This is a genomic window from Marivibrio sp., from assembly GCF_040218065.1.
Lineage (GTDB): Bacteria > Pseudomonadota > Alphaproteobacteria > UBA8366 > Aestuariispiraceae > Marivibrio.
In genome coordinates, this window is record NZ_JAVJQE010000007.1 from 221,734 (window position 1) to 234,462 (window position 12,729).

The window sequence follows — 12,729 nt, forward strand, 5'->3', positions numbered from 1 at the left end:
CGGATCAACCCTCCGTGCTGGCGGTCAGACGGTCGACCGCGGCCTGGCGCAGACGCTCCAGCGCCGCTTCGGCCGCAAGGCGCGCTTCCGCGTCGTCCAGCCATCGCGCGGCGGCGGGGCTCGCGTCGCGGGCGTCGGACAGGGCCGCGACGGCCGCGGCCAGGTCGCCGCGCGCCAGCGCCGCCTCGGCGCGGCTGACCGGCGGGCGTTCCGCCCCCTCGCCGGTCCTCCGGACGCTGACCAGGCTGGTCAGCCGACCGACCGCCTCGTCGACCCAATCGCCCTCGCCGCCGACCGCGGCGTGCATGGCGGCGGCAGAGGCCCGGAAGCGTCGCTGCAAATCGGCGCGCGTCGGCACCCCCTGCTCAGCGTAGGGCTCAAGCGCCGCGATCGCCTCGTCGAGCGCCGGGTCGTCGGGCGCGAGGCCCGCGGCGCGCTCAAGCGGCGCGGCGAAGGGGCGGCCCGCGGCGAGCGCGTCCTGGACCGAGCCGACGGCGATCACCACGGCGGCCTGCTGCGCGCCCTTGAGGGCGGGCGCGTCGGCCACGCGCTCGATCGTCTGGGCCTGTTCGGCGACGCGGCTCTCCATCGCGGCGAGGCGGTCGCGAAGCGCCTGCATCGCCTCCGCGCCCGGGCCGCTTTCGAGCGCCGCTTCGATCTCGGAGAGTCGGGTCTCCAATCCGGCCGTCGCCGACTCCAGCGCGGCCGGCGTCAGCCCGCCAGACCCGGCGGGCGCTTCTTCAAGCGCCGCCACGCGCTCCTCGAGCGCGGCGAGCGCCGCGGGATCCGCGCCCGGCGCGCCCTCCCCGGCGCTCGCGAGCGCCTCCTGCGTCCGGGCCGCGACCTGCTCGACTCGACCGCTCAGGTCCGCGATCTCCTGGGCCAGCGCTTCGATCTGCGCAGGATCGACCCCCTGCCCGTCCGGCGGCACCGCCGCGACCTTGCCGATCAGCGGGTCGAGAACCGGCGCGACCTGCGCGCGCCAATAGGGCTCCGTCGCCACGGCGACGACGGCGATGAATCCGACCAGCAGCGCGAGCCAGGCCGGCCCGCCGCCGCCCTTGGTCGGCGCGGCCGGCGCGGCCGGCGTCGGGCGCGACGACGCCTTCGGCGGCGGGGCGCTCGCGCTTTCCGCCTGAGCGGCGGGGGAGGCCTGCGACGCGTCCGGCTGGGCGGGCGCGGCGTCGGGCGCGCGCTCGTCCGACGGGTCGGACGGATCGCCCGGCTCCCGCGGGTCGCCAGGCTCCCGCCCGGCGCTCTGCGATCCCCAAGGGCTCTGTTCGGACCCGTCGGCCGGCGCGTCCGTCTCCGACTCGGCCCGGGTCGCCTCGGCCTGCGCGGTCACAGCGCCCAGATCGACGCCGGCGGCGGCCGCCGCGGCGATCACGTCGCGCCAACGGTTCTCGGGAATATGATCGCGGGTCTTCCACCCCTGGACGGTGCTGACGGCGACGCCCAGACGATTGGCCATCGGGCGAATGCCGCCAAACGCTTCGATCACCGCCTCGGCGCTCGGCGTCGCGGCCGACGCGGCGGTCTGCTGGGCCGGCGTTTCGCTCTGCGAGGCGGCGCGCGCCGGCTCTTCGCTGGAAGACCCGTCACCTGCGGGCTGGTCGCCCGCCGCCTTGGCCGCGGTCTTGTCGGCTTTCTTATCGCCCGTCTTATCGCCCGTTTTGTCGCCCGACTTATCGGACGTCCGGCGCTCGTCGTCGCTCATGGCGTTCCCCTCTGTCTCGGCGGCGAGTGTAGCAGCTTTTTCGCCGCTGTCAGGGGGAGTCTCTTCAGCTTGTACGCGTACACCCTCCTCGCGGCTCAGCAAACTCACGATTTCAGCCGCCTCCGGGGAGGCGGCGACGAGCGTACGACCCCAAGGCAGCTCGCCGGCCCGATCGGCGACGGCCTGACTGAGGCAGGCCGCCGTCATGCCGCGCGCGGCGTCGGCGAGGTCGGCCTCGCGCATCAACTCGGTAAAGGTTTGAGCGGTGCGCGGGCTGAACAGGACGACCGCGGCCACCCGGCCGGCGCGGATCGCCGCCTGAGCGTCTTCGCTCAGCCGCTCGGCCGTCTCCGCCTTGTAGAGCGCCCGTTTGACGACGCGGAAGCCCGCCTGCTCCAACCGTCCCGCCAGATCGCCGGCGAGGTCTGAGCCGGCCGCGTGAAACAGCCCCCCGTCGGCCGGTCGGCGCCGGCTTTCGACCAAATGCGCGAGCGCGGCCACGTCGCCGTCGGCGGTCTCGACCGTCGAGAACCCGACCATCCGAGCGGCGGCGGCCGTCGCCGGCCCGACGCACAAGGCCGGCAGGTCGCGTTTGCGGCTTTCGCGCGCGAACGCGCGCACGCCGTTGGCCGAGGTGAAGAGCAGCGCCTGGACATCGTCCAGATCCTTGGCGAACTGGGCGTGCGTCGGCGGGGTGGGGCGAATGGTCAGCAGCGGCTCCGGCAAGACGCCGAACCCGGCGGCCTCAAGCAGCGCCGAAAGGTCGGCCGCGTCGTCCGCGGGTCGGGTGACCAGGACGGTCGGCGCGTCGCCCTGCGCGCCGTCAGTCGAAGAAGCCATCGCCCATCTCCGCTTTCAGACGCCGACCGGCCTCACGGCCGACGGCCTCGGAGTCGTCGGCCGGGCCGCTCTCCTCCACGCGCAGCAGGCGCGTTCCGTCCTCGCGCGCGACCAGACCGCGGAATCGGATCGTCCCGTCCGTGAGTTCGGCCAAGCCCGCGATGGGCGTATGGCAGGAGCCGTCCAGCACTTCGAGATAGGCGCGCTCGCACGTCACCCGGGCCAAGCTGTCGGCGTGGCTCAGCGGGGCGAGGATTTCGGCGACCGCCTCGTCCTCGATGCGTCGCGCAATGCAGATCGCGCCCTGCGCGACCGCGGGCAGGAACCGCTCCGGCTCGAGCGCGCGGGCGCCGGCGTCGGCCACCATGTCGAGGCGTGTCAGCCCCGCCATCGCCAACATCGTCGCGTCCGCCACGCCGTCGGCGAGCTTCTTCAGGCGCGTCTGCACGTTGCCGCGGAACAGCACGATGTCGAGGTCGGGCCGCATCGCTTTCAACTGCGCCTTGCGCCGCAGGCTGGCGCTGCCCACCGTCGCGCCCCGGGGCAGCGCCTCCGGCCCCTCGGCCTTCAGGCTGAGCCAGGCGTCGCGCGGATCCTCGCGCTCCAGCACCGCGCCGATCGCGACGCCGGGATCGAGGATGGTCTCCATATCCTTCATGGAGTGCACGGCGGCCGTGCAGCGATCCTCCAACAGCGCGCGGTCGAGCTCCTTGGTGAACAGCCCCTTGCCGCCCACTTCGGCCAGCGGCCGGTCGGTTATGGCGTCGCCCGAGACCTTGATCTCGCGGATCTCCACCGGCAGATCGGGCCAGCGGCGGGCCAGCAGGTCGCGCGTCTCATAGGCTTGGGCCATCGCCAGCGGGGAGCCGCGGGTGCCCAGGACGAAAGGTTTCTCGGGCGAGAAATGATCGATCGGTGATGTCATGGCGTCCAAGCTGTAGCCTATCGCGTCCGCATAGGCTACACCCCCCGAAGACGGATCGGCGAGACCGGACGATGAAGATTTTAGGCATCGAGACTTCCTGCGACGAGACGGCGGCGGCGGTGGTCGCGCGCGCGGCGGACGGATCCGGCCGGATACTCTCGAACGTCGTGCTCTCGCAGCTCGACGAGCATCGCGCCTACGGCGGCGTCGTCCCGGAGATCGCCGCGCGCAGCCATCTCGATCATCTCGATCGGCTGGTCGCACAGGCGATGACGGAGGCGGAGACGGACTTCGCCGCGCTCGACGGCGTCGCGGCCACGGCGGGGCCCGGTCTGATCGGCGGGGTGATGGTCGGCGCCCTGACCGCCAAGGCGATCGCCTGGTCGCGCGGCCTGCCCTTCATCGCGGTCAACCATCTGGAAGGGCACGCGCTGACCGCGCGGCTGACCGCCCAGGACCCGAACGAAGCGGCCTTCCCCTATCTGCTGCTGCTGGTCAGCGGCGGGCATTGCCAATTGCTCGCGGTGGAGGGGGTGGGGCGCTACCGGGTCTATGGCGGGACCGTCGACGATGCGGTCGGCGAGGCGTTCGACAAGACGGCCAAGCTGCTCGGGCTCGGCTATCCCGGCGGTCCGGCCGTCGAGCGCGCGGCCGAAACGGCCGAGCGGCCCGAGCGCTTTGCGCTGAACCCGCCGATGCAGGGTCGCGCGACTTGCGATTTCTCCTTCTCCGGCCTCAAGACCGGCGTGCGCCAGCAGATTCAACGCCTCGGGAAGCCGACGCTCTCAGCGTCGGACAAAGCCGATCTGGCGGCCGCGTTCCAGCGCGCGGCGGCGCTGTCCCTGGCCGACCGGACGCGGCGCGCGGCCGTGCGCTTCTCGGAGGAGGTCGCGCCGGGCCGCGCCCTGGTGGTCGCCGGCGGCGTCGCGGCCAACCGGACGATCCGCGCGCATCTCGCCCAGGTCGCGGATGAGACCGGCATGCGCTTCCAGGCCCCGCCGCTCAAGCTCTGCACCGACAACGCCGCGATGATCGCCTGGGCGGGGGCGGAGCGGCTGGCGCTGGGCCTGACCGACGGGCTCGACTTCCGGCCGCGGCCGCGTTGGCCGCTCGCGGAGTTGTCCGCGCCGGAGACGGCGGCGTGAGCGGGGGCGAGACCGACGGGCCGGTCGCGATCCTGGGCGCGGGCGCCTGGGGCACGGCGCTCGCCTGCGTGGCGCGGCGCGCAGGACGGGAGGCGCGCCTGTGGGGCCGCGACCCGGAGGTGGTCGAGGCGATCGCCGCCGGGCGCGGAAACCCGGCCTATCTGCCCGATATCGCGTTGCCGGACGGAATCGCGGCGACCGCCGATATGGCCGAAGCGCTCGACGGCGCGGGCGTCGTGCTGATCGTCTGCCCCGCCCAGGCGATGCGCGAGGTGACCGGGCGGCTGATCCCGCATCTGCCGGCGAACGCGCCTGTCGCGCTGTGCGCCAAGGGAGTGGAGCGGGACAGCCTGAAGCTGATGACGGAAGTCGCGGCGGAGCGGCTGCCGGGCGCGCCGCTGGCCGTGCTCTCCGGGCCGACCTTCGCCGCCGAGGTGGCGCGCGGCCTGCCCACGGCGGTGACGGTGGCGAGCGAGGATGCGGCGGCGGCCGAGGCGGTGCGCGACGCGCTCGGCGACGACGCGTTCCGCCCCTATCTCTCGGACGATCCGATCGGGGTCGAGGTCGCCGGCGCGGCCAAGAACGTGATCGCCATCGCCTGCGGTGTCGCCTGGGGCCTGGGCTTGGGCGAGAACGCCCGCGCCGCGCTGCTGACCCGGGGTCTGGCGGAGATCACGCGCCTGGCCGTGGCGCTGGGCGGCAAGCCCGAGACGATGATGGGGTTGGCGGGCCTGGGCGATTTGTCGCTGACCTGCAACAGCCGCACCAGCCGCAACACCAGCTTCGGCTATGCGCTGGGCGAGGGCGAAGCGGCGGACGCCGTCCTCGAAGGCCGGCGCACCGTAACCGAAGGCTATTGGAGCGCGCAGGCGGTGGTGGGTCTGGCGGAGCGCGCCGGACTGGAGGATCTGCCGATCACGCGCGCGGTCGACGCGGTGCTGGCCGGCCGGATCACGACGGGCGAAGCGCTGCACGATTTGCTGGCCCGCCCGTTCCGGGCCGAGACGACGGACGACGCGCCGTAGCGCCGTTTTAGGGCCGCCTTAGGGCCGCCTTAGGGCCGCCTTAGGATCGTCTGAGGCGCATCGCCAGCGGCGCCTGACCCACGCCGGTCAGCGCCTGGCGGATCCAATAAAGCGGGCGCCAGGAGGCGATCTCCGCCTCGACGCCGCCGAAGGCGTTGTCGACCCAATCGACATTCTCTTGGATCTCCCAATCCGCGGGCGCCTCCGAGCGAGGGCGCGACGGGGTCATCGGGTGCGGCTTTCGGCGTCGGTGATGCGGATCAGCCGGTCGGTCGGCCGGCTCTCGGACGTCTCGGCAAGGGCGAGGCGCAACAGGCGCGCCGTCTCCGCGTCGGGCGCCGCCACTTCGGCCGGCCCGCCGGTGGTCATGGCGCGCAGCACGGCGAGGCCGACCCGGTCGAGGACGAACTTCACGAGATCGATCTTCTCGCGCTCGGCCTCGGCGGCGCCGTCGGCCTCCGCCTGGTCGATCCACCGCGTGAGCGCGCTCATGTCGAGCGCCTCCGCCCCGTTCTTCGCCGCCAGCTCGGCCATCGACGTCTCCTTCGAAAAGCCTCGAACCCGGTTGAGGCGCGGCGCGGGATGCGCCGCCCCCGATTAGCCGGGACCAATAGGCGGATTCTATGACAATCCCGCGACGCTTCCCTTACCTTTGTAAGACGGGCCGGACGCTGCTATAGCCCCTCCCGTCAGCCGCTCATCAGTCCGCGCTAGGAGGCGCGCCCGACGCCCATGACCGCCGCCGAAAAGACCCTGACGCTCGACGTCTGGCAATTCGTCCGCCTGATGGTGCGCATGGAGGAGACCTTGCAGGCCGGCGACGGGTCGTCCGCCCTGCGCCAGCTGTATGAGCGGTGGGAGGATCTCTGGGTCGACCTCGACGCCCGGCTGGTCGATCTGGGCCGCACCGACATGGACGCTTTCGCCGATCTGATGATGGAGCAGGAGGTGGTGCTGGAGGATGTGCCGCCCGGCGCCTATGCGCTGGTCGCCGACGAGTTGGAGAAGGTGACGGCGGAGCTCAAACGCACCCTCTCCCACACGGAAGATCCGGCGCAGGTGGAGGATCTGAGCTTCGAGCGCGACGAGATTTCGCTCACCGTTCGCGCCTTGCGCGGCGGGGCGAAGGGCGCGCCGGGCAAGCCCGGCCGGCCGAAGTCCGACGCTGCGGCGTCCAAGGGGCGCAGGAAAGCGCCGGCTGGGAAAGGCCCGGCGGGAAAAGGTCCGGCGAAGCGCCCCGGAGGCGAGCGGGCGGCGCGCGCCGGCGCCAAAGCCGCGACGAAGCGCCCCGGAGGCGGGCCGCCGCGCGGGCGCTAGCGCCCGGTCGCTAGGCCGTCGGCCAACAACGGCCCGGTGTCGTTGCGCCGCGGCCGCCACAAGCCGCGATCCTGGGCTTCCTGCAGACGCGCGGCGATGTCGCGCAGCGCGTCCGGGTTCTTCTCTTGCAGAAAGGCGCGCACCGCCTCGTCGCCGAGATAGGCGTCGAACACCAGATCGAAGTGGTGGTCCTTGACCGCGCGCGCCGTGGCCGCGAAGGCGAAGAGGTAATCGACCGTCGCCGCCATCTCGAAGGCGCCCTTGTAGCCGTGGCGCATGACGCCGGCTATCCATTTCGGATTGACCACGCGCGCGCGCACCACCCGGCCGATCTCGTCCTCCAGGGTCCGGATCTTCGGGCTTTCGGGGCGGGAATGGTCGGTGTGATAGACCGCCGGCTGAGCGCCGGAAAGCGTGCGAACCGCCGCCGTCAACCCGCCTTCGAACTGATAGTAGTCGTCCGAATCCAGCAGATCGTGCTCCCGGTTGTCCTGATTGTGGACCACCGCTTCGACGCGGCCGAGGCGGCGTTCGAAGCCGGCCTTGTCGGGGCGCCCCTCCTGACCGTCGCCGGATTGCGAGCCGTAGGCGTAGGCGCCCCATTCGACGTAGGCCGCCGCCAGATCGGCCTCGGTCTCCCAGAGCCGTTCGTCGATCAACGCCTGCAGGCCGGCGCCGTAGGCCCCCGGTTTCGCCCCGAAGATGCGCGCCCCCGCGCGACGCGCCGCCGTCGCATCGTCCAGCCCCTCGGCTTGCAGCGCCCGCCTCTCTTCTGCGACCGCGTGGGCGAGCGGGTTGACCGCCGCCGGCTCATCCAGCGCCGCGACCGCGCGGGCGGCCGAATCCACCAGATCGATCAGCCCCGGGAAGGCGTCGCGAAAAAAGCCTGAGATGCGCAGGGTCACGTCGACCCGCGGCCGATCCAACATCTCGGCCGGCAGAATCTCAAAGCCCGTGACCCGGCGAGAGGCGGAGTCCCACGTCGGCCGCACGCCCATCAGCGCCAGCGCCTGGGCGATATCGTCGCCGCCGGTGCGCATGTTGGCCGTCCCCCAGCAGCTGAGCGCCAGGCGCTTCGGCCAACCGCCATGGGTCTGAGCGTGGGTTTCGACCAATAGCTGCGCCGACTTCCACCCCAGCCGCCAGGCCGCCGGCGTCGGCGTCGTGCGGGTGTCGACCGAATAGAAGTTGCGGCCCGTGGGCAGCACGTCGGGCCGTCCGCGCGTCGGCGCGCCGGACGGCCCCGGCGCGACGAAGCGCCCGTCGAGGCCGGTCAGCAGACCGGAGATCTCAGCCGCCCCGCAGGCGTCGACCGCCGGCGCAAGCCGCCGCAGAACCCCGATCAGCGCCTCGGCGCCGGCGGAAAGCGCCGCGGTCCCGTTGGGGTCGTTCTCGGCGCCCGACGCGGCTTGGCGCCACGGTTCCGCCGACGCGCGGCCGGCGCCCGCGCCGGACGGCGCCGCGTCGGGCGCGGCCCCGGTTCCTGCGCGCTCCGTCGCCCCGGCTTTGGTTTCGGCAAGCGCCCCCACCGGCGTTTCGCGGACCGCTTCTTCTTCACAGCGCGACAGGGTCTCGATTACGCTTTTCGTGTAATGAAGGATCCCGGCCTTCAGATCATCATCTTCATCGGAGAGCGGGGCGGCGTTGCCTGAAAGCGCCGCCTCGGCCGCCTCCAGCAGCCGGGCGGCGAAGAGCTCCAGCCGCTCGACCGTATCGCCGGCCGTGCGCCAGGGGGCGTCGGTCGCCTGATCCAGCGCCGCCGGCTTCGGACCCGTCCAGGGAGCGGCCATGGCGCAGTCCAGCGGGTCGAACCCCTCGCCCAGATCGAAATCGGCGGCAAGCGCGCGCAGCAGGCTCGCCTCCTCGCCCGCGCCCGACCCCCGCGGCAAGCGCGCGAGCGCGAGCAGCAGATCGCGGCGCAGCCGGCCCGCCGGGCTCACCCCGTAGACATGCAGCCCGTCGCGGATCTGCATCTCCTTCAATTCGCACAGATACTGGTCGAGCTTCTGGAGCTTCTCGTCCTCGTCGTCCCCCGGCGCGACCCCGCAATCCGCGGCGAGGCCGATGCGCTCCGCCAGCTCCACGATCTCCCGGCCCAGCAGCTTCAGGCGGCGCGGATCGACGCCGGCGGCCTCGTAGTACTCGTCGACCAGCGCCTCCAGGTCCTTGAGCGGCCCGTAGCTCTCGGCCCGGGTGAGCGGCGGCGTCAGGTGATCCAGAATGACCGCCTGGGCGCGGCGCTTGGCCTGGGTCCCCTCGCCCGGGTCGTTGACGATGAAGGGGTAGAGGTGCGGGATCGGTCCCAGCACCGCCTCCGGAAAGCACTCGGCGGAAAGCGCCGTCGCCTTCCCCGGCAGCCACTCAAGATTGCCGTGCTTGCCCATATGGACGAGCGCGTGGGCCCGGAACGCGTCGCGCATCCAGGCGTAGAAGGCTAGATAGCCGTGCGGCGGGACCAGATCCGGGTCGTGATAGGTTTGCACGGGGTCGATGTTGTAGCCGCGCGCCGGCTGCAGCCCGATCGCCGCCGCGCCCAACCGGAAGACCGGCAGCGCGAAGCGCCCGCAATCGACCGCGCCGGCGCGGAAGAAGGGGTCCGCCTCCGGCGCGCCCCAGCGGGCCGACACCGCATCGCGGACGGCGGCGGGCAGGCTTGCGAAGAACATCTGGTAGTCGGCGAGACTCAGGCTCTCGCGCTCCTCCCGCCCGGCGACGTCGGCGTTGGTGGGACCGGCCTTCAGGTGGGCGATCAGCTCGTCGCCGGTCGCAAAGGGCGAGTCGAGGGAATAGCCGACGCCCTGCATCGCCTTCAGCGCCTCGATCAGCCCCGCCGGCGTGTCGAGCCCGACCCCGTTGCCGAGCCGCGCGTCGCGGTTGGGGTAGTTCGCCAACACGAAGCCGACCCGCCGCTCCGAGACAGGCGTCGCCCGCAGCCGCGCCCAGCCCGCCGCCATCTCGGCCGCGAAGCGACAGCGGTCGGCGACCGGCTCGTACTCGACGATGTCGGCTTCGATCTCGGGATCGCGGCGCGCGCTTCCCTTGAAGCTGACCGCGCGCGACAGGATCCGGCCGTCCACTTCCGGCAGGGCCACGTTCATCGCGATGTCGCGGGCGGACAGACCGCGCGTGCCCTCCGCCCAGGGCGCCCGGGCGCCGCCGGAGAAGACCAGTTGGATCACCGGCAGGCCGCTGGCGTCGAAGGGCGTCTCGGCGCGCGCGGCGCCGGGCGCGGACAGCGCGAAGCCGGTGCCGTTCAGGATCGCCGCCGTCTCGCCGCGGGCCAGCAGATCCTCCACCGTCGCGGCCGCGACAGGGTCCTTGAGGCTGGCCGCATAGATCGGCGCCGCGTCGAGACCGGCGGCGTCGAGCGCGTCGATCAGCGCGTCGATCACGGCCGTGTTTCCCGCCTGGGCCAGCGCGCGGTAGAACAGGATTGCGGCGCGCGGGCGCCCGGCCCTCCGCGGCAGATCCTCCAAGCTCGGCCGCTCCCGGCCGGGCCAGTAAAGCCCGGCGCGCAGCAGCGGCGTCGGCTCCGACCATTCCTGCGCCGGCGGGCGGCCGATCAGCGCGGCCGCGTAGCGCAGCGCGTTGACGGCGTTGTCGACCCCGCCTTCGACGAAATAGCGCCACAGGCGATGGGCCGCCGGCCGGTCGAGGCTGCACAGCCCCGAAAGCTCCTCATCCGGCTGATCGTCGCCCGGCAGCCAGACGACGGCGATTCCCTGCGCCCGGCAGGCGGCCGTGATCTCGTCGACGCCGTAGGGCCAATAGCCGCGCCCGCCGAGCAGCCGGCCGACCACCAACTTGGCGCCGGGCAGCGTGTTTTCGACCCACAGATCGACCGACAGATTGTGGCCGAGACGCATCAGATTGGCGCAGCGCAGGCTGGGCGCGTCCGATTGCTCCGCGCGCCGTCGGCGTTGGGCGGCGGCCAGCGTCGCGATCTCGGTGTCCGCCGCCGTCAGGACGAGGATGTCGCCCGGGCTCTGGCCGAGATCGACCGCCTCCGATCCGTCGTCCGTTGCGCCCGGCGTCGCCGCCAGAAGATGCATCGCGTCCGCCCCTGTCGCTAAAGCGCGTTCTGTGCGTGTCCGCGATTACCGGCGCACGGCGCGCGATGCAAGCGAAGGCGCGATCATCCGGCGACGTCGACCACCACGCGGCCGTGCAGCTGGCCGGCGATCTGTTGGGACGCGAGATCAAGCGTCTCGGCGAGGCCGACCGTTCGGCTCATCGCCTCCAGCTGCTTGGGGTCTAGCTCGGCGGCGAGGCGGGTCCACGCCTCCAGCCGGCGCGGCTTCGGGCAATAGACGCTGTCGACGCCGGCCAGCGTCACCCCGCGCAGGATGAAAGGCATCACCGTCGTCGGCAGATCGAACCCGCCGGCCAAGCCGCAGGCCGCGACCGTCCCGCCGTAGCGCACCTGCGCCAGGACGTTCGCCAGCACCTGGCTGCCGACCGCGTCGACCGCGCCGGCGAACCGCTCCTTCATCAGCGGTTTGCCCTTGTCGGCCAGCTCGGCGCGATCGATCAGGTCTGCGGCGCCGAGGCCTTTCAGATAGGGACCCTGCTCCTCGACCCGGCCGGTGGCGGCGATCACCTCGAACCCTTTGGCCGCCAGCAGCGAGATCGCGACGGAGCCGACGCCGCCGGCCGCGCCGGTCACCAGGATCGGGCCGGAGTCCTTGGTCAGCCCGTGATCCTCCAACGCCATCACGCACAGCATTGCGGTATAGCCCGCCGTGCCGATCGCCATCGCCTGGGCGGGGGTGAAGGCGTCCGGCAGCGGGACCAGCCAATCGCCTTTGAAGCGCGCCTTCTCGGCGTAGCCGCCCCAATGCACCTCGCCGACGCCCCAGCCGTTCAGGATCACGGGGTCGCCCGGCTTGAAGTCGGGATGGTCGCTGGCCGCCACCTCGCCGGCGGCGTCGATGCCGGGGACCATCGGGAAGCTGCGCACGACCGGCGACTTGCCGGTGATCGCCAGGCTGTCCTTGTAGTTCAGCGTCGAGTGGCTGACGGCGACGGTGACGTCGCCTTCGGGCAGATCGCTCTCCGCGACGTCCGTGAGCGCCGCCTGATAGCCGGCCTCCTCGTCCTTCGTGACCAAAATCGCGCGCATGGCTCAAGCCCTCCTCGGTTGGGGTGGCGACTGCGGCCTCCCCGCCGCGCCGGCCGGGAGCATAGCCGCGGCGCCGCCCCGCCTGTCAAACGGAACGGGAGGCTCACAGAGACCCGGGGGGCAGCCGGTCCGCGCGTTCGAAGGCGACGGCGCCCAGAATGGACACGATGCGCCCGCCCTCCGGGTCGCTCATCGGCAGGGCGAGGCGTTCGTAGCCGAGCCAGTCTTTGCCCACGCGCTGCAAGACCCCGCGAAACAGCCGCGGCGCCCGGCTTTCGACCGCGGCGCGGTAGTCGGCGATCAGGCGCGGCGCGTCATGTTCGTCGAGATGCTCCGACAGCCGGAGCCCGGTGAACTCGAGCCCGACCGCCTCGACGACGCCGGTTCCGACCACGCGGTAGACGAAGTCGAGGCTTGCGGGATCCGGGCCGCCCTCAACATCCAGCAGGACGATGAAGCGCAAATCCCGGGGCGCCAACAGCAGGGGATCGAAGGCGCGCCGCGCCGGAGGCCCTTCCTCGCAGTCCCGAGGCAACGCGCGCCACACATCGTGGACCCGCCGCAGCAGCGGCGCTGAAAACTGCATTGCGCCCATGACGCTCCCCGCCCGCGGCCTTTTCCGATAGTAAGGTACCCCG

Annotated in this window: 10 protein-coding genes; 3 read left to right on the forward strand and 7 right to left on the reverse strand. The window is 72.5% G+C overall.

The window, feature by feature from the left end; translation table 11 throughout:
* Nucleotides 1–4: 4 nt before the first annotated feature.
* Complete coding sequence (locus RIB45_RS06190; protein WP_350049360.1) at nt 5–2,557, reverse strand: uroporphyrinogen-III synthase; 2,553 nt, start codon at nt 2,555–2,557, stop codon at nt 5–7.
* Nucleotides 2,541–3,482: a hydroxymethylbilane synthase gene (gene hemC / locus RIB45_RS06195; RefSeq protein WP_350049361.1), complete on the reverse strand. Its 942-nt coding sequence runs from the start codon at nt 3,480–3,482 to the stop codon at nt 2,541–2,543. Before hemC ends, RIB45_RS06190 begins: the two co-directional genes overlap by 17 nt.
* 71 nt (nt 3,483–3,553) lie before the next feature.
* Between hemC and tsaD the strand changes: the two genes are divergently transcribed.
* Together tsaD and RIB45_RS06205 are read left to right on the forward strand one after the other, a co-directional pair.
* The gene (tsaD, locus tag RIB45_RS06200) at nt 3,554–4,627 is read left to right on the forward strand and encodes a tRNA (adenosine(37)-N6)-threonylcarbamoyltransferase complex transferase subunit TsaD (RefSeq protein ID WP_350049362.1); all 1,074 of its coding nucleotides are present in this window, start codon (nt 3,554–3,556) and stop codon (nt 4,625–4,627) included.
* A complete protein-coding gene (locus tag RIB45_RS06205; RefSeq protein ID WP_350049363.1) occupies nt 4,624–5,652 on the forward strand; it encodes an NAD(P)H-dependent glycerol-3-phosphate dehydrogenase in 1,029 nt (342 codons plus the stop codon). Before tsaD ends, RIB45_RS06205 begins: the two co-directional genes overlap by 4 nt.
* Before the next feature lie 40 nt (nt 5,653–5,692).
* Here the strand turns inward: RIB45_RS06205 and RIB45_RS06210 are convergent, their stop codons facing one another.
* Nucleotides 5,693–5,881: a hypothetical protein gene (locus RIB45_RS06210; protein WP_350049364.1), complete on the reverse strand. Its 189-nt coding sequence runs from the start codon at nt 5,879–5,881 to the stop codon at nt 5,693–5,695.
* On the reverse strand, nt 5,878–6,186 hold the full coding sequence (locus tag RIB45_RS06215; RefSeq protein WP_350049365.1) for a hypothetical protein: 309 nt from the start codon (nt 6,184–6,186) through the stop codon (nt 5,878–5,880). The genes RIB45_RS06210 and RIB45_RS06215 overlap by 4 nt, the downstream gene beginning before the upstream one ends.
* A 198-nt stretch (nt 6,187–6,384) precedes the next feature.
* On the opposite strand from RIB45_RS06215, the gene RIB45_RS06220 reads away from it, so the two are divergent.
* Nucleotides 6,385–6,969: a hypothetical protein gene (locus RIB45_RS06220; RefSeq protein WP_350049366.1), complete on the forward strand. Its 585-nt coding sequence runs from the start codon at nt 6,385–6,387 to the stop codon at nt 6,967–6,969.
* Here RIB45_RS06220 and cobN read toward each other — a convergent pair.
* From cobN to RIB45_RS06235, 3 genes are all read right to left on the reverse strand, one after another.
* Nucleotides 6,966–11,021: a cobaltochelatase subunit CobN gene (cobN, locus tag RIB45_RS06225; RefSeq protein WP_350049367.1), complete on the reverse strand. Its 4,056-nt coding sequence runs from the start codon at nt 11,019–11,021 to the stop codon at nt 6,966–6,968. The two genes, RIB45_RS06220 and cobN, sit on opposite strands and share 4 nt — an antisense overlap.
* Nucleotides 11,022–11,104: 83 nt before the next feature.
* Nucleotides 11,105–12,091 carry an acrylyl-CoA reductase (NADPH) gene (acuI, locus tag RIB45_RS06230; RefSeq protein WP_350049368.1) on the reverse strand — a complete coding sequence of 329 codons (987 nt, stop codon included), beginning with the start codon at nt 12,089–12,091 and terminating at the stop codon, nt 11,105–11,107.
* Between the two features lie 103 nt (nt 12,092–12,194).
* A complete protein-coding gene (locus RIB45_RS06235) occupies nt 12,195–12,677 on the reverse strand; it encodes a PAS domain-containing protein (protein WP_350049369.1) in 483 nt (160 codons plus the stop codon).
* Nucleotides 12,678–12,729 lie beyond the last annotated feature (52 nt).